Origin of the sequence: Stenotrophomonas sp. MYb57, from assembly GCF_002966815.1 — a bacterium.
Taxonomy (GTDB): Bacteria; Pseudomonadota; Gammaproteobacteria; order Xanthomonadales; family Xanthomonadaceae; genus Stenotrophomonas; species Stenotrophomonas indicatrix.
The window spans coordinates 81,213-97,276 of record NZ_CP023271.1 but is presented as its reverse complement, the minus strand read 5'-3'; the positions used below and the strand labels follow the sequence as shown (position 1 = coordinate 97,276).

The window sequence follows — 16,064 nt, the reverse complement described above, 5'->3', positions numbered from 1 at the left end:
TTCCCCACCGCTGTAGTGCCGGCCGCTGGCCGGCATCCGGAAATCCACAGAGTCCGCCATGAGCCGCAAGCACGCCTTCCAGTTCCTCGACCTGCCCCGGACCATGCCGCAGCGCATCCCGGTTGAACTGCGCACCTCCGGCGACTGGGGTGAGCTGTACGGAAAGTTCGGCAAGGAAGATGCGCAGTACCAGGCCGGCCGCTGCCTGGACTGCGGCAACCCGTACTGCAGCTGGAAGTGCCCGGTGCACAACGCCATTCCGCAATGGCTGCAGCTGGTGCAGGAAAACCGCATCCACGAAGCAGCCACGCTGTGCCACAGCACCAACCCGTTGCCGGAAGTGTGCGGCCGGGTATGCCCGCAGGATCGCCTGTGCGAGGGCAGCTGCACGCTGGAAGAGTTTGGTGCGGTCACCATCGGTGCGGTGGAGAAGTACATCGTCGATACCGCGCTGGCTACCGGCTGGCGGCCGGACATGACGGCGGTGCAGCCCACCGGCCACACGGTGGCGGTGATCGGTGCCGGCCCCGCGGGGCTGGCCTGTGCCGACCGCCTGGCGCATGCCGGCATCACCGCGGTGGTCTACGACCGTTACGAACAGGTCGGTGGCCTGCTGCAGTTCGGCATCCCCAGTTTCAAGCTGGACAAGGACGTGATCCGTCGTCGTCGCGACGTGCTTGAAGGCATGGGCGTGCAGTTCCGCCTCGGCGTGGAGATCGGCCGCGACATCAGCCTGCAGCAGCTGCTGGACACGCATGATGCGGTGTTCGTCGGTACCGGCGCGTATCGCTACACCGATGGTGGCCTCGACGGCCAGGACCTGAAGGGCGTGCTGCCGGCATTGCCGTTCCTGGTGCAGAACAGCCGCATCGTCGGCGGCGATGATCCGCAGGGCCGCCCGATCGCCGGCTGGGAAGACCAGATCGCCCTGCCCGACCTCAACGGCAAGCGCGTGGTGGTCCTCGGCGGTGGCGACACTGGCATGGACTGCGTGCGCAGCGCGGTGCGACTGGGCGCGGCCAAGGTCACCTGTGCCTACCGCCGCGACGAAGCCAACATGCCGGGCAGCGCGCGCGAAGTGGCCAACGCGCGCGAGGAAGGCGTGCGCTTCCTGTTCAACCGCCAGCCGCTGTCGATCGAAGCCGGCGCCGATGACGAAGTGATCGGGGTGACGGTGATCGAGACGCGCCTGGGCGAACCCGATGCCAACGGCCGCCAGAACGCGGTGCAGATCGAGGGCAGCGAGTCGCTGCTGGAAGCGGACGTGGTGATCATCGCGTTCGGTTTCTCGCCCAGCGTGCCGTCGTGGCTGGCCGAGCATGGCGTGGAGGGCCAGGCAAACGGCCGCATCCTCGCCGGAGGCAAGGGCAAGCTGCCCTTCCAGACCGCACATCCCCGGCTGTTCGCAGGTGGTGACGCAGTGCGCGGTGCCGACCTGGTGGTGACCGCCGTGGCCGAAGGTCGCGACGCCGCCGCCAGCATCGCCCGGCTACTGGCGCACTGACAGATCGAGCGGCATCAGCACTGCGGCCAGGGTGGCATGCAGTGCCTGGCGGTCGACCGGCTTGGCGATGAAATGATCGATGCCAGCGTCGAGGCAGGCCTGGCGGGTACTGTCGAGCACGCTGGCGGTCAACGCGATGATCGGCACCCTTGCCGCGTCGGCACGGGAATCGGCGCGGATCGCGCGGGCCAGGGCAAAGCCGTCCATGCCCGGCATGTGGCAGTCGGTGATGACCAGCGCGAACCGTTGCGTCTGCCACGCCTGCCAGGCCTGCTCGCCATTGGCTGCGGCATGCACCTGCAGGCCCAGATCCCGCAGCTGTCGCACCAGCAGCTGCAGGTTGGTGGGATGGTCTTCGGCAACCAGTACCCGTACCGGCGGCAATTCGTGCAGGCCAGCCGCATCATCACGATGCTCCACCGATGGCGCCTCGCAGGCCGGCAGGTACAGGTCCAGCCACACCGTGGTGCCCACGCCCGGCGTACTGCACAGGTGCAGTCGCCCGCCCATCGATGCCGCCAGGTCCCGGCAGATCGCCAGGCCCAGGCCGCTGCCACCGAAGCGACGGGTGGTGGAGGCGTCGGCCTGGGTAAATGCTGCAAATACCGCCCGCTGGCGCTCACGGCTGATGCCCACGCCGGTATCGCTCACCTGCAGCCGCAGCTGCTGGCCACGCTCGCGCTGCTGCAGCACCCGCACCTGCAGGTCCACCCCACCGTGCAGGGTGAATTTCAGCGCATTGCCCGCCAGGTTGAACAGGATCTGGCGCAGGCGCAGCGCATCGGCCAACGATCCACGCTGCAGCGCAGGATCCACCTCGCAGCGCAGATGCAGCCCTTTGCTTGCTGCCACCGGCACCAGCAGGCGCTGCACCGCACGCAGCAGCCCGGCCAGGTCGGTGGGCAGGCACTGCGGTGGCTGTGGGCCGGACTGCAGGCGTTGGCTGTGCAGGACGTCATCAAGGATCTGCCGCAGCATCTGCGCGGCATCATCGATGGTCGCCAGTACCTGGCGCTGGCGCGCATCCAGCGCGCCGCTGCCGAAGCGCTCCAGCATTCCCAGCATGGTGCTCATCGGCGTGCGGATCTCGTGGCTCATGGTGGCCAGGAAATGGCTCTTGGCGGCAGCATCCTGCTCAGCATCACGCCGGGCATCGTTCAGTGCCTGCGTACGTGCCCGCGCCTCGGTGACATCCATCCAGTATCCGCTCCATTCCACGCCGCTGTCGCTGCAGGCAATCGGTCGCCCGTGCGAACGTACCCAGCGCCAGCCGTTGGGGCCGCGCGTGCGGAAGGTGATGTCGATGGGGCCGCGCACCAGCGCGGCGGCATCAACGCAGGCCAGCACCGAGCGGCGGTCCTGCGGATGGACTGCTGCCAGCAGGCTTCCATGGTCGACCCGCGCGGTATCTACGCTGATCCCGAACAGGGCATGCACATCGCCGGCAATGTGGGGAACGCTGTACTCGCCGGTGCTGCTGCGCCGCGCCTGGTACACCACCGCCGGCAGGTTGGCGGTGACCTCCTGCAGCCGCTGCTCCAGCGCCTGCCTGCGCAGGCCTTCGCGGTGCAGTCGCCAGTAACCGAATGCGTGCACCAGGCCCATTGTCAGCAGCATCAGCAGCACCGCGATCAAGCCGCGCAGGGGCGACACCGGCGGCACCTGGCCGCGGCGAGGGGATGTCGAGACCCAATGGGCCCGCAATGCCTCGCGCTGCTCCTCCGTCATAGCTGCCTGCAGTTGGTTGAAGCGATCCACCAGGTGCGCGCACGCCGGCAGCGCCGCCAATACCAGTGCGTCGCTGAAGCCGGCCGGCGCCGCCACGTCCAGCGCGCCGCCAGGCTGATCGCGCAGCGCCGCTTCCACTTCCACCAGGTTGCCCACCACTGCATCGATCTGGCCGCTGATCAGCAGCTGCAGCGCCTTGTCCAATGCCGCCACCTGCAGTAGCGGCACATGCGCGCCCGACTCCTCCAGCACCCTGGCAAGCGGCACGGTGTCGAGGCTGGCCACGCCGCGACCGTGCAGTCCGTCCAGGCCGTGGATCGGCAGCGCGTCGGGGCGTCGCACGATCACCTGCGGCACCTGCAGGTAGGGCACGCTGGCCACCCAGCCTTTCGGCGTCTGCGCGCGCGGCCAGCCGAGCACGGCGTGGGTCCCTGCAGGCAGCGCGGCAGCGGCCAGCGCCGTCGCCGCGACCGGTGTGGCGCGCAGCGTGGGCACCTGCTCCTGCAGCAGCGCCAGGTAGGCGGCCACCAGCCCCTGTGGCGTGTCGTCCTGACTGGACGACAACGGCGCACGGTCAGCGGGATAGGCAAGCAGGATGGGGCCTTCACACTGTCCGGCCCAGGCCTGCGCCGACAACAGCGACAGGGCGGCGATGCGGGCCAAAGGGCCAGCGACATTCACGGTGGACATCCTCATGTCGCAGGCAGGGGCATGGCCGCATCGCGGTGCGGCCTCCTGCCACGCTAGCGACGCCCCTGCCAGCAACAATGAGGAAATTTGTAAAACCCTCCGATACCGCCAATAGCGACATACACTGCCGCTTCTACCGATCCCGGAGCTTTCGATGCGCATCGGCCTGGCCGCCAACCGTCTCCATCACCACGACGCGCGCGCGGCACTGTTCCGCTGGCTGCGCGCCAGCGAACCCGGGCTGCGCGAACTGGGCGTGACACTGTGTGCGGTCGGCCGTACCCACGACGCGATCCAGCGCAACGGCTTCCTTGCCGGTTACGACGGCCTGCAGCGCTATCCGTACGGTCGCGAAGGCGGCTTGATGAAACTGGTGGCCGAAGTGGTGGGCATGGGCGCCGAGCGTACGCTGGACGGTGCGGTCTATCTGATGGATCCGGTGGACCCTTCCTCGGTTTTCCCCGAGGCGACCGCGCTCAAGCGCCAGTGCGTGATCCACGGCAAGCCTTTCATTTCCACCGTGGCCACCGCCCGCGACTGGATCGAGGTGGAGCGCATCCATGCAGGCCTGGCTGCCGATACAGGCGCCAACGACCTGCATGCATTCGAAGGGCAGACGCTGGCGTTGATCGCGCACGATGCGATGAAGCCGGCGATGCTGGCGTTCGCCGATGAACACTTCGACGTACTGGCGCGCTTCGGCGAACGCGTCGCCACCGGCACCACCGGCCAGCGCTTGAACGAGCTGGCCTGGAGCCGTGGCTGGCCAGCGGATGCGGCGTGGGTGACGCGCTACCAGAGCGGCCCGATGGGCGGCGATGCGCAGATTGCCGACCGCGTGCTGGAAGGCCGTTGCCAGCGCGCGATCTTCTTCGAGGATCCGCACGTGGCGCGCCAGCACGAAGCGGACATCCAGCTGCTGGAGCGGGCGGTGACCACGGTGACCGATCAGGCGGTGTGCATCACTGCGCCGCGCGTGGCGGCGCGGTGGGCGGAGGCGGCGGCCCTGCGCGCGGGTCGATGAGGTCTGCGGCCAACGGCTGAGCCCCTCGTGGCGCAGGGGCACAATCAAAAGCCGCGCTTGGCCGGGCGGGTGGGCCATGCAGGGGACGCTGCAAGTACATCCATGTAAGCTCGATGGCGCCATCCATGGCGCCAACGCCCCTGCATGGCCCACCCGCCCGACCTCAGACAGTTTCCGTGCCACCACGGAAGAGAAAAAGAAGAGCAGGAGCAGAAGCGGGTCGCGCGCTGTGCGCGCTTCAGTAGAGCCGATTTTGCTCGACTGCTCTTGGTCGCGATGGCTGAATATCCACGCCGTGCGCGATAGCCGAGCATGGCTCGGCTCTACAAAATCACAGCGCTACAGCAGCTGCCGAAGCATTGCTTTCAGGCGTCGCCCTTCCAGCTGGAAGTAGTCGCGCTGCTCGCGCCAGTCGGGGAAGCGTTGTTCCACTTCGTGCCAGAACGCGGGCGAGTGGTTGGCCTGGATCAGGTGGCAGAGTTCGTGCACCAGCACGTACTCGAAGGCGGCGGGACGGCCCAGTACCAGTGCCAGATCCAGCGCCATGCTGCCGTCGGGGGCCAACGAGCCCCATTGCGAGGACATCACCTTCAACCGCAGGCGGCTGGGCGCGCGCGGCAGGCCGGGCAGGTACTTCGGCAACCAGCGGCCGACATCGGCGCGGGTCTGTGCTTCGTAGAATTCGCGCAGCAGGCGGCGCAGGGTCGCATCGCCGCCACGGCTCGGCCATTGCACACAGGCACCGTGCCCGTCGATTTCCAGCCGCGCGTAGCGGCCTGCCTGCCAACGCAGTGGCAACAACTCGCCGCGCAGCGGCAGCACCCCTTCAACGCCGGGCTGCAACGCGGCGGGCAGACCATGCCCCTGGTAGTGGCGCAGCTGCAGCCCCAGCCATTCGCGATGCAGTTCGAGGAAGCGCTCGCCCATCACCAGGCTGGCACGCGGCGGCAACGTCAGTCGTGCGCCGCGCTCATCGACGCTGAGCTTGATCCGGCGCGCGCGTGGATCACGCACGCGCAGTATCTCGATCTCGACATCCTCCAGGCGCAGGCGAACGGTGTCGCGCTGCACGGTGGCGGGTGGGACCGGCGAGATCAGGCGGCGCAGCAGACGGCTCATGGTCCCAGCATAGCGCCGTGCGAGGCCGCCGGATGACCGGCGGCCGACGGTCTGCCTGTTCAGTCAGCCTTGCTGAGCTTGAAGGCTTCTTCAAGCAGCAGGAACAGGCGACGGATCTCCGCGCTCTGCAGGGCGAAGCGGGCGTCGAACTCGGCACGGCGGCCGTCTTCGTCCGCATGTTCCAGCTGGTCCAGCGCGCCGTCCAGGAACTTCAGCTTGCGCACGATCAGGTCGTCGCCCAGCACGAAGGACAGGTTGTCCTCGAACACCAGGGCCAGCTTGGTGACCTGCTTGCCGGCATCCAGGTGCTTGTCGATCTCGTCGCAGCGCAGTTCCTGGTGCTGGCACTTGACCACCGCGCCGCCTTCCACCGGGTCCTTCATCTCGCACTCCTCGCCCAGGCTGAAGCCGGTGGGCAGGGGCTCGCCGGCGATCCAGCCGGTCAGGATCGAACGCGGCGCGACTTCGGCGTTCAGCGGCATCGCCGGGAAGCTGCCAAGCAGGCCGCGGATATCGGACATGAAGTATTCGCCGGTCTTGCGGCTGGAGGTGTCCACCGCCACATAGCCGTGCAGCTGGTCGATGAAGGCATCGTTGCGCGAGGACTTCACGAAGGCGCGCGGCAGCAGTTCATGCAGCAGGTCGTCCTTCATGCGCTTGCGCTCGCGGCCACCGGGGCGGCGGCCTTCCTTCTCTTCGATCTCCTCCAGCTTGCGCTCGAGCAGGTCGTTGACCACCGCGCCGGGCAGGATCTTGTCCTCGCCACCGACGGTCAGCCACAGGTGTTCGGCAATGCGGTGCGAGAGCACTTCCTTCTCTTCGCGGCCGAATGGCGAGATGAAACCACGCGAGTTCATTTCCAGTGCGCCCACCGGCTTGAGCAGGGCGTGCGGCAGCAGGGTGTCGACTTCGGAAAAATCAGTGGCAGTCGGGAAGCGGAAGAACGTCAGGTTGCGAAAGAACATGGAATTCCGGTGTCTGAAGAAGAAGGGCGCCCGACCTTAAACGGCAGGCGTCTCGGGAACTGCGTCGGCCGGCCAGGCATCGGCATGCGCCGCATCGCCACGGCGGCCCAGGGCCATGAAATCGAACAGGGCGGCATCGGCCAGCTGCGCAGGTCGCACGTCGGCCATTGCACGTGCGATCTGTTCAATGCGCCCCGGATGGTCCTGGTCCCACTGCTTGAGCATCAGGCCGACCTGCCGACGCTGCAGGTTTTCCTGGCTGCCACACAGGGTGCAGGGAATGATCGGGAAACGGCGCGCCTGCGCGTACTGGGCGATGTCGTGCTCGCGCACGTACGCCAACGGGCGGATCACCACGTGCTGGCCATCGTCGCTGAGCAGCTTCGGTGGCATGGCGGCCAGCTTGGCGTGGTGGAACAGGTTCAGGAAGAACGTGGCCACCACATCATCGCAATGGTGGCCCAGTGCGATCTTGCTGAAGCCGTGCGCCTTGGCATGGTTGTACAGCGCGCCACGGCGCAGGCGCGAGCACAGCGAACACATCGTGCGGCCTTCCGGGATGACCCGGCTGACCACTGAATACGTGTCCTGCTCGATGATCTGGTACGGCACGCCCAGCCCGGCCAGGTACTCCGGCAGGACGTGCGCGGGGAAACCCGGCTGTTTCTGGTCCAGGTTCACCGCCACCAGTTCGAACGGCACCGGCGCCTTTTTCTGCAGCTGCAGCAGCAGGTCCAGCAGGGTGTAGCTGTCCTTGCCGCCGGACAGGCAGACCATGACCTTGTCGCCCGCTTCGATCATGCCGAAGTCGGCGATGGCCTGGCCGACCTGGCGGCGCAGGCGCTTGCCCAGCTTGTCCGCCCCGAGCCCGTCCACGCGCGGATCGCGCGGAACGCGCTGCGGGGGATCGGGCAGGGAGATCACGGCGGACATGGCGCCATTCTACCGGCTTGTGGCAGCCCGGACCCGGGGTCGGGATTCCCCTCTCCCGGCAGTCATCGTCGCTGTGTATGCTCGGAGACCGTGGACACCTACAACCCCGCCGAAATCGTCGAACACCTCGTCGCCCTCCGCGCCGAGCACCGGTCGCTGGATGAACAGATCGCGCGCATGGCCGCCAACGGCGAAGATGAGCTGGAGTTCAAGCGCCTGAAGCGGCGCAAGCTGCAGCTGAAGGACTGCATCACCAAGCTGGAAAGCCTGCAGATTCCGGACGAACCGGCGTAACCGGTGGCCCATCCACGCATGGCGTGGATCTACTGGCCTACGCCGCCCCCGAACACCGATGGCACAGCGGCAGCCTATGGATCCACGCCATGCGTGGATGGGGCTCTGCATCAACGCGGCAGGGCCAGCTCCGCACTCCAGGCCGCCTCACCGTCCACGGTCAGGTCGCAGCGGCGCACGTTGTCGGCACCGGAACAGCGCAGACCCAGCGGGTGCCCGTACCAGTCACCGGCAAGACCCTGGCGAGCGGCGGATTCATCACCGCTGATGCGCACCTCGCCGGCCAACCACAGGCGGTAGCGCACCGGTTGCCCGGCCTCGATACACAGGCGCACCGGCGCATCGGCCAGGCGCCCGGGCAGGTTGTCGTCCACGCAGGCTTCTGCAGCCTGCGCCGAAGTAGCCGCAAGGCCTCCGGCCGCGATCAACGCGGCCAGGCCCGACAGTCGCCGCAGGTTCAATCCTGCGGTGCCGGTTCGTCCGGGCGCGCCGCTTCCGGGCTGACCCGTTCGATGGTGTGGCGCAGTTCGCGGCCGAGGATGAACTTGGCATCCTTGGCCCAAGCGTCCAGGCGCTCGTCGAACAGCAGCTTGCTGTTCTCGTCCGGCCACACCAAGCGCAGCTCGCGCAGCTTCTGGATGAAGCCGCGGAACAGCGACTTGTCGAAGAACTCCGGCGCGGCCGGTGCATAGAGCAGGCTCAGGCGCTGTGCGGCCTGCTGGCACAGGCTTTCCAGCTCGGCGGCGCCGAGCGTGCCCGGACCGTTCTTCACCAGCACCGAAATGGCGATGTAGTAGCGCTCGAATGCCTGCTGCAGCGAGTGGCCGATCGCGCGCAGGCGGAACACTTCGTCGGTCTGCCCGGTGTTGCGGGCAAGGATGCCGCCGTCGTCTTCGTTGACGTTCTGCAGCAGGCCCTCACGCACGAACACGTCGATGGTCTGGTCGATGCGCTGGGCGAACTCGTCCTCGGTCCACGGCAGGAACAGTTCGGCCTGCAGGAACGGGTACACCGTGCGGCCCAGCTGCACCAGGCCGGTGCGGCTCATGCGGCGGTTGTTCTGGAAGCAGCAGGCCACCCACGACGATGCGGTGAACAGGTGCACCACGTTGTTGCGGAAGTAGCTCAGCAACACCGCGGTATCGCCGCTGACGCTGAGCACGTCGCCCAGCGGGTGCTTGATGCGGGTGAGGACGTTGATCTCTTCGGCGTGGGCGATGATCCGCTCCGGCGAATGCGGAGTCACCGTCACCCGGCCCGAATACGGCATCTCCACCAGCAGGGTCTTGCACAGCTCGATCTGCGCGATCAGGTCGGCCTCGCCCATCGCATGCTTGGGCGTGGACAGCAGCGCCAGCGCCAGCAGGTTGATCGGATTGACGTCGGCCGCGCCGTTGATGCGCACCTGGATGCGCTCGGCCAGGGTGTCGACGGTGGTCGACAGCCACGAGGGCTTCTCGTCCTCGGACACCGCCTCGCCACCCCACTCCGGAGCCTTCTCGGCCAGCACATCGTTCAGCGCGATGGGTTCGCCGAAGTTCACCACCACCTGGCCGTAGTTCTGCTTGAGCACCTTGGGGATGCCCCACAGCAGCTGCCAGATCGATTCCTTCTCCTTGGGCCGCCCGGACAGTTCATCCAGGTAGCTGCCGCCTTCCATCAGCTTCTCGTAGCCGATGTAGATGGGCTGGAACAGCACCGGCTTGCGCGGCTGGCGCAGGAACGCGCGCAGGGTCATCGAGATCATGCCGCCCTTGGGCTGCAGCAACCGGCCGGTACGCGAGCGCCCGCCCTCGACGAAGTACTCGATGGAATAGCCACCGGCGACCAGCTGCGCCACGTACTCGCTCAGCACCGCCGAATACAGCGCGTTGCCGCGGATCGAGCGACGGATGAAGAACGCACCGCCCTTGCGCAGCAGGGTGCCCACCACCGGCAGGTTCAGGTTGATGCCGGCCACGATGTGCGGCGGCACGATGCCGCGGTCGTACAGCAGGTAGGACAGCAGCAGGTAGTCCATGTGGCTGCGGTGGCTGGGCACGTAGACCACTTCGTGGCCCGGCGCTGCGGCCTTGAACTTGTCCAGGTGGTGCACCAGCACGCCGGCGTAGATGCGGTTCCACACATGGCTGAGCATGAAGCTGGCCGAGCGCACCACCGGGCTGGAATAGTCCGCGGCGATTTCCCAGGCGTAGGCGTGCGCCTTCTTCCAGGCATCGCTGGTTTTGCTGTTGTCGCGCTTGGCCTGCGAGGCGATCGCCTCGCGCACCGTCTCGGCGGCCAGCACCTGGTCCACCAGCAGGCGCCGGGTCGACAGGTCAGGACCGATCACCGACTCGCGGATGCGGCGGAAATGGGTACGCAGCACGCGCTGCAGCTTGCGCACCGTACGCTCGGGCTCCAGGCCCTCGTCGACCGTGCTGCGCAGCGAGATCGGCGGTGCGAAGCGGACGATGGTGTTGCGGCCGTTCAGCAGCAGGCCGAGCAGGCGGCGGAAGCGGCCGACCAGCGCCCAGTTTTCCGAGAACAGCACGGCGAACCAGCCGCTCTGCTTGTCCGGGGCGCGGCCGACGAAGATCGACACCGGCACCAGGTGCACATCCAGGTCGTCACGCACGCGATGGGCCTGCAGGACCTTGGCCAGCGAATCGGAATGGGTCTTGGCGCCGCGCTGCTCGGGAATCAGCGAGTTGCTCGAGCTGCGCCGCGACAGGGCCAGGTAGGCGCGCTTGCGGCCGGTGGGGTCACCGGCCAGCGGTACCAGCGGCGAGGGCAGGCCGGCCTGGCGGCAGGCCTTGTCCAGGATCAGCGCGTTGGACAGGCCGTAGTCTTCCAGCACGTACATGACCGGGCGGCCATCGTTGTACTGGCCCGGGTCTTCCGGCTCGATCTTCAGCGACAGCCAGGGTTCCACCAGGCGCCCGAGCAGGCGCGCCCACAGCGGGCGGCGGCCGGCAGGACGCGCGTGCACAGGCGTCGCCGCCGGCGGCGTGCCGGCGTCGGTCGAGGGGGACGCCGGCGCCGTGTCGGCGGGCGTCGGCTGGGATTCTTCGCCGGGGAACGGCAGCGGGTTCTGTTTCGACATCGACGTCATTATGGCTTAGCCGATGGCGTTGCCGCTTCCCCATCGGTTGTCGGGGCGGGCACAGGGTCCGGAGCGGCGGCGGCGCGCGCCGCATCGGCCTGCCGCAACAGGGCATCGGTATCGGCCAGGGTGCGGGTCAGGTACCAGTGGCCCTCGCGCCGGCTCAGCGGCACCTGCACGGTCATCGCGCGGCCGGCGAGCTCGTACTGCAGGCGCACCAGGGCATTGTCGCCCTCCACCGACAGCAGCTCACCGCGCACGCTGCGCAGCGCCTCGTCCACCCCCAGGCCATAGCTGGCCAGCACCGCCTTCAGCGTGTGGATGAACGGCGCCAGCTGCTGCAGGCTGCCCTCCATGCCTGCGGCCTGCAGACCGGCATCGTCCTGGAAACCCACCTGGGCGGCGGCGCCGACGAGGGCGGCGATGCTGCTGCGGGCTCTGGCGCGGTCGCTGATCGGGGCATCCTGCGCCCAGGCGGCCAGGGTCTGCACCAGCTGGATGTAGTGCGCCTGCTGGCCGGGCGTATAGCCCTTCTGGTGCCGCAGGTACTGCACACCGAAGTTGCCCATCGACTGCGCGGCCTGGCGCACGGCGCGGGCCTGGCCGGCCAGCTGGCGATCGAAACTGCGCTGCAGCTGCACGCTGGCACCGGGCTCACGCAGCGCCGCCAGCATCGGCAGCAGCTGGTCGCCCAGCGGCAGTCCGGTCAGCGGCCACTGGCTGTGGCCGTCGGCCCAGGCCTGCTGCAGGCGCTGGTACTGGCTGGGGGGCACCGACAGCTTTGCATAGCCGACCAGGTCGTCCTCGGCCAGTCGTTGCGCCATCGCCTGTACCGCAGCGACAGGTTCAGCCGGCGCGGCGGCCGGATCACTGCCGGATTCACGGCACGCGGCGATGGCCAGCAGCAGCATGGCCGCCAGCCCCCATCCCCGCGCAGACCTTCCTCGCATTACCACGCTCATGCAATCGGACTCCCCGGACCGGTCCGCATCTTGCGGCCTGCGACGTGACAGCGGCAAGCCGGGGCGTCACGGTTTCTGCCATGGCGCGCACTGCGCGGTGGATCCACGCCCCGCGCCGATGGGCCCTTGCCGCACCCGGCGGATAAAAAAAGAGCCCGGACCACAGGGATCGCAGGCTCTTCAAACCGGCGCAAGGCCGGTGGACAGTGTTGTGGCGCATGTCCGGCCCGAAGACCGGATGGCGGCGATCCTACGCTGCCCGCAAAGTTAACGCAACACATGATGAAATGTCATTCAACTAATTGATTTTATTGAATCAATCGCGTTGCCAGACTGCTTCAATGAAATCTACGGCATGTTTTTCGGCGATTCGGGCATAAACGCCGGGGTGGCCGGCCAACGCGCAGCCTTCGCCCCAGCTGACAACACCGAACTGGGTCCAGCCCTCGCGCAGGCGCAGCAGCAGCGGACCACCGGAATCCCCCTGGCAGCTGTCGATCCCTTCGCGGCCGGCGCAGATGACCTTGCCGCGTGCGAGCTCGCCTCCGTAGGCCTGCTGGCATTCGGCGAAGGGCACGAACGGGGTCTGCACCGTCTGCAGCTGGGTGGGATAGAGCCGTTCTTCACTGATGTCGGTGTCGCCCCAGCCGATCACCGTGAACTCCCGGCCTGGCTTGAGATAGCTGGCATCGGGCCGCAACCGCAGCGCGACCGGCTGCGCATCGGCCAACGGTGCGCTGAGCTGGATCAGGGCAACATCATGTTCCAGCGTGTTGCCGCTGTTGAACGCCGGGTGCACGTGGATGGCCTTGACGTTGGATGCATGCGCGGACGGTTCGGTGGACAGCCTGGTGACATTGCCGAGTACCGCGATCGAGGCGGGCGAACTGCCCTGCACGCAGTGCGCGGCGGTCAGCACCCAGGACGGTGAGATGAGCGTGCCGCCGCAGAAGTGCCGGGTGTGATCGGTGTCGCCGTAGGAGATGCCCTGCAGGCTGACCATGAACGGGTAGTCGCCCGGCTTGGCATCCTCGCCGCCGATGATGCGCGGTGCTTCGCGGGGTTGGGGTGCAGCCGTGGCGGGAAAGACGATGGCCGCCGCCAACAGGCCGCCGAACAACAAAGAGGTGCTGCGATACATATCCGTGTATTCCTCTGTCGATGGTTGGTACCGGCACGGCCGCGGTCCGTGCTGGTGCATCGATTGATAGAGGGCGCTCCACGCTTACAGCGCGATGCGGCGCACAGTTTTCCCGGCTGGGGTCGGGTGCGTCAGGGCAACAGGCACAAATGCGAACGCCATCCCGCATGCGACGGGATGGCGTTCGTGGTGCCGGCGTGACCGCCGTGGGGGCGGGGCTCAGCGCGCGGCCAAAGCCGTCGCGATTTCCTGCTGGATCGCCCGTGCTGCAGCCTGCGGATCGGACGCATGGCGGATCGGACGACCGACCACGATGGCATCGGCACCATCGGCAAACGCCTGCGCCACACCCACCGTGCGCTTCTGGTCATCGCCGACCGGGCCACCGGGGCGGATGCCCGGGCAGACGATCGAGAAACCGGCGCCGGTCGCGGCGCGGATCGGGCCGGCTTCCTGGCCGGAGGCGATCACGCCGTCGATGCCAGCGGCCTGTGCGGCCAGCGCGCGTTCGACCACGACCTCCACCGGCTCGCGGTCGATGCCCATCTGCGCCAGGTCCGGGCGGCCCATCGAGGTCAGCACCGTCACCGCCAGCAGGCGCATGTCGCCGCTGTTGGCGGCCGCGCAGGCCTCCATCATCGCCGGGTGCCAGCCGTGGATGGTGGCGTAGCTGACCGGCCACTGCGCCAGGCGCTTGATCACCGCCGCAGCGGTGGCCGGGATGTCGAAGAACTTCAGGTCGACGAACACGCGCTTGTCGCGGCGTGCCAGTTCGTCCAGCACCTGGAAGTACTCACCGGAGGCGAGCAGTTCCATGCCGATCTTGTAGAACGCCACGCTGTCGCCAAGGCGGTCGACCCACGCCAGCGCCTGCACACGGTCGGGCACGTCCAGCGCGAAGATCAGGCGCTCGTCGTCACGCAGCGGCAGCGGGGCGCGGCTCACGGCGCGTAGTCCAGCGCGGCACGCTTGGCGTCATGACGGGCCTGCCGCGACTGCGCGTAATCGTTGTTGAACTGCGCCGGCTCGAAGCCGCCGTAAGTCGGGTTCGGCAGCATCCACCAGCGCTCGCCGAACCAGTCGTGATACTGCTGCAGCAGCGCGTCGCGGCCATCGTTGGTGTTGGCGGTCACTTCCACGAAGTCACCCAGCTGGTCGCCGAACTGCATCAGCACGCGGTACTTCTGCCCGGCCAGGCGGCGGCGGCAGTTCTTCTCGCTGCCGGCCTGCTCGCACCCTTCAACCACGGTGCCCAGGCCGAGGAACACGCTGTCATCGGCGACCGGCAGGCCCTGCTCGCGCAGGTTGGCCAGGGTCGCGTCCTTCAGGTGCACGGCGCGGTTGGAGATGTACAGCAGGGTCACGCCCTTGGCATTGGCAGCCTTGGCGAAATCGACCACGCCGGGAATGGCCTTGGCCTTCTTTTCGGCCACCCACTGGTCCCAGCTGAGTTCGTCGTATTCCTTGCCGTCACGCACCAGGCGCGCCTGGTAAGGCGAGTTGTCCAGCACGGTCTCGTCCACGTCCAGCACCACGGCCGGCTTCAGGCCCTTGGCCTCGTTGCCGCGCTCTTCCGGCACCAGCGCGTCCCAGTGGGCTTCCTTCAGCGCAACGTCCAGATGGTCAGCGGCGGCACGGTAGGTCTGCTCGGTGATCGCCCTGTATTCCTGCGCGCGCTGCATCCACAGCACGGCATTGAGGTTGTCGTTGGCGGTCGCGTCCAGCGCGCCGTCGGCCTTGGCGGCGGCGGCCGGGGCTTGCGGGGTGGCGGCTTCGGCAGGCGCTTCCACGCGCTTGCAGGCGGACAGGCCCAGCACCGCAGTGGCGAGCAGGGTCAGGGACAAGGAAACGGGACGACGCATGGATTCACCGGCAATCAGATATACCGGCCCATTTTACCGGCAAAGGCGCCGCCGGGACGGCTATGCTTGGCGGTTGACACGTTGTCTTCCGGAAGCCGCCATGACCGACCCTGCCCAGACCCCCGACGTTCCGCTGCTGGATGCCGTACAGGCGCGCCTGCTGGGCTGCCTGGTGGAGAAGGAAGCCACCACCCCGGACACCTACCCGCTGACCGTCAACGCCGCGCAATCGGCAGCCAACCAGAAGACCGCCCGCGAGCCGGTGATGAACGTGAGCGCCGGCAGCGTGGAGCATGCGCTGCGCCAGCTGGAGACACTGGGCCTGGCGCGCCAGCACTTCTCCTCGCGCGCCGACCGTTACGAGCACCGCCTGCAGAGCGCGCTGGACCTGACCCGGCAGCAGACCGTGCTGCTGGCCCTGCTGCTGCTGCGCGGGCCGCAGACCCTGGGCGAACTGGTCACCCGCGCCGAGCGCCTGCACCGCTTCGCCGATGCCGACGAAGCCCGCCACGCCATCGAGCGCCTGCAGCAGCGTGCCCTGCTGGTGGTGCTGCCGCGCGCCAGCGGCCAGCGCGAAGACCGCTACATGCACCTGCTGTGCGGTGAAGTGGACGGCGCGGCATTGGCAGCGAAGTACGCCAGCAGTGGCGGCGGCGCCGAGCCGGCCGACCCCGGCCTGGCCGAGCGCGTGGCGCAACTGGAAGCGGCGGTGGCCGAGCTGCAGGCCCAACTGGCCGGGCTGCGCGGCTGAAACAGC

At 68.0% G+C, this 16,064-nt stretch carries 14 protein-coding genes; 4 read left to right on the top strand and 10 right to left on the bottom strand.

The annotated features are described in order from the left end of the window. Window positions 1-58: 58 nt before the first annotated feature. A complete protein-coding gene (locus tag CLM74_RS00405) occupies window positions 59-1,504 on the top strand; it encodes an FAD-dependent oxidoreductase (RefSeq protein ID WP_025876048.1) in 1,446 nt (481 codons plus the stop codon). Here CLM74_RS00405 and CLM74_RS00400 read toward each other — a convergent pair. Continuing rightward, complete coding sequence (locus CLM74_RS00400; protein ID WP_105163207.1) at window positions 1,490-3,922, bottom strand: response regulator; 2,433 nt, start codon at window positions 3,920-3,922, stop codon at window positions 1,490-1,492. The genes CLM74_RS00405 and CLM74_RS00400 overlap by 15 nt on opposite strands. A gap of 154 nt (window positions 3,923-4,076) precedes the next feature. On the opposite strand from CLM74_RS00400, the gene CLM74_RS00395 reads away from it, so the two are divergent. Then, entirely contained in the window at window positions 4,077-4,946 is an 870-nt protein-coding gene (locus CLM74_RS00395) for a methylglyoxal synthase (RefSeq protein WP_105163206.1), read from the top strand. A 339-nt stretch (window positions 4,947-5,285) separates the two neighbouring features. Here CLM74_RS00395 and CLM74_RS00390 read toward each other — a convergent pair whose 3' ends face one another. Genes CLM74_RS00390 through ttcA form a run of 3 tightly spaced genes read right to left on the bottom strand, consistent with a single transcriptional unit; the run spans window position 5,286 to window position 7,963 of the window. Next, window positions 5,286-6,065 (bottom strand): SprT family zinc-dependent metalloprotease, encoded by a 780-nt coding sequence (locus CLM74_RS00390; RefSeq protein ID WP_105163205.1) that lies wholly within the window; start codon window positions 6,063-6,065, stop codon window positions 5,286-5,288. Window positions 6,066-6,124: 59 nt separating this feature from the next. After that, entirely contained in the window at window positions 6,125-7,030 is a 906-nt protein-coding gene (locus CLM74_RS00385) for a recombination-associated protein RdgC (protein WP_025875418.1), read from the bottom strand. Window positions 7,031-7,066: 36 nt separating this feature from the next. Next, window positions 7,067-7,963, bottom strand: coding sequence for a tRNA 2-thiocytidine(32) synthetase TtcA (ttcA, locus tag CLM74_RS00380; protein ID WP_088100834.1), 897 nt, complete (start codon window positions 7,961-7,963; stop codon window positions 7,067-7,069). A 90-nt stretch (window positions 7,964-8,053) separates the two neighbouring features. Between ttcA and CLM74_RS00375 the strand changes: the two genes are divergently transcribed. Beyond that, window positions 8,054-8,257: a YdcH family protein gene (locus CLM74_RS00375; protein ID WP_032978412.1), complete on the top strand. Its 204-nt coding sequence runs from the start codon at window positions 8,054-8,056 to the stop codon at window positions 8,255-8,257. Between the two features lie 110 nt (window positions 8,258-8,367). Here the strand turns inward: CLM74_RS00375 and CLM74_RS00370 are convergent, their stop codons facing one another. The 6 genes from CLM74_RS00370 to CLM74_RS00345 form a co-directional block, all read right to left on the bottom strand. Further along, window positions 8,368-8,718: a hypothetical protein gene (locus CLM74_RS00370; RefSeq protein WP_032978415.1), complete on the bottom strand. Its 351-nt coding sequence runs from the start codon at window positions 8,716-8,718 to the stop codon at window positions 8,368-8,370. Beyond that, window positions 8,715-11,351, bottom strand: a complete 2,637-nt coding sequence (plsB, locus tag CLM74_RS00365) for a glycerol-3-phosphate 1-O-acyltransferase PlsB (RefSeq protein ID WP_025875424.1) — start codon at window positions 11,349-11,351, stop codon at window positions 8,715-8,717. The genes CLM74_RS00370 and plsB overlap by 4 nt, the downstream gene beginning before the upstream one ends. Continuing rightward, window positions 11,351-12,304, bottom strand: coding sequence for a hypothetical protein (locus tag CLM74_RS00360; RefSeq protein ID WP_025875426.1), 954 nt, complete (start codon window positions 12,302-12,304; stop codon window positions 11,351-11,353). Before CLM74_RS00360 ends, plsB begins: the two co-directional genes overlap by 1 nt. A gap of 316 nt (window positions 12,305-12,620) precedes the next feature. Then, on the bottom strand, window positions 12,621-13,445 hold the full coding sequence (locus CLM74_RS00355) for a serine protease (RefSeq protein WP_025875428.1): 825 nt from the start codon (window positions 13,443-13,445) through the stop codon (window positions 12,621-12,623). 219 nt (window positions 13,446-13,664) lie between these two features. Continuing rightward, entirely contained in the window at window positions 13,665-14,390 is a 726-nt protein-coding gene (pyrF, locus tag CLM74_RS00350) for an orotidine-5'-phosphate decarboxylase (RefSeq protein WP_025875430.1), read from the bottom strand. After that, entirely contained in the window at window positions 14,387-15,307 is a 921-nt protein-coding gene (locus CLM74_RS00345) for a 5'-nucleotidase, lipoprotein e(P4) family (protein ID WP_025875432.1), read from the bottom strand. The genes pyrF and CLM74_RS00345 overlap by 4 nt, the downstream gene beginning before the upstream one ends. A 100-nt stretch (window positions 15,308-15,407) precedes the next feature. Here CLM74_RS00345 and CLM74_RS00340 point away from each other — a divergent pair, with 100 nt between their 5' ends. Beyond that, window positions 15,408-16,058, top strand: coding sequence for a DUF480 domain-containing protein (locus tag CLM74_RS00340; protein ID WP_025875434.1), 651 nt, complete (start codon window positions 15,408-15,410; stop codon window positions 16,056-16,058). Window positions 16,059-16,064: the final 6 nt, after the last annotated feature.

Coding starts and splice junctions, on each gene's coding strand:
- ttcA (WP_088100834.1), bottom strand. CDS start 7,963: ATGTCCGCCGTGATCTCCCTGCCCGATCCCCCGCAGCGCGTTCCGCGC.
- CLM74_RS00340 (WP_025875434.1), top strand. CDS start 15,408: ATGACCGACCCTGCCCAGACCCCCGACGTTCCGCTGCTGGATGCCGTA.
- CLM74_RS00360 (WP_025875426.1), bottom strand. CDS start 12,304: ATGAGCGTGGTAATGCGAGGAAGGTCTGCGCGGGGATGGGGGCTGGCG.
- CLM74_RS00400 (WP_105163207.1), bottom strand. CDS start 3,922: ATGTCCACCGTGAATGTCGCTGGCCCTTTGGCCCGCATCGCCGCCCTG.
- CLM74_RS00390 (WP_105163205.1), bottom strand. CDS start 6,065: ATGAGCCGTCTGCTGCGCCGCCTGATCTCGCCGGTCCCACCCGCCACC.
- CLM74_RS00395 (WP_105163206.1), top strand. CDS start 4,077: ATGCGCATCGGCCTGGCCGCCAACCGTCTCCATCACCACGACGCGCGC.
- CLM74_RS00345 (WP_025875432.1), bottom strand. CDS start 15,307: ATGCGTCGTCCCGTTTCCTTGTCCCTGACCCTGCTCGCCACTGCGGTG.
- CLM74_RS00385 (WP_025875418.1), bottom strand. CDS start 7,030: ATGTTCTTTCGCAACCTGACGTTCTTCCGCTTCCCGACTGCCACTGAT.
- plsB (WP_025875424.1), bottom strand. CDS start 11,351: ATGACGTCGATGTCGAAACAGAACCCGCTGCCGTTCCCCGGCGAAGAA.
- CLM74_RS00405 (WP_025876048.1), top strand. CDS start 59: ATGAGCCGCAAGCACGCCTTCCAGTTCCTCGACCTGCCCCGGACCATG.
- CLM74_RS00355 (WP_025875428.1), bottom strand. CDS start 13,445: ATGTATCGCAGCACCTCTTTGTTGTTCGGCGGCCTGTTGGCGGCGGCC.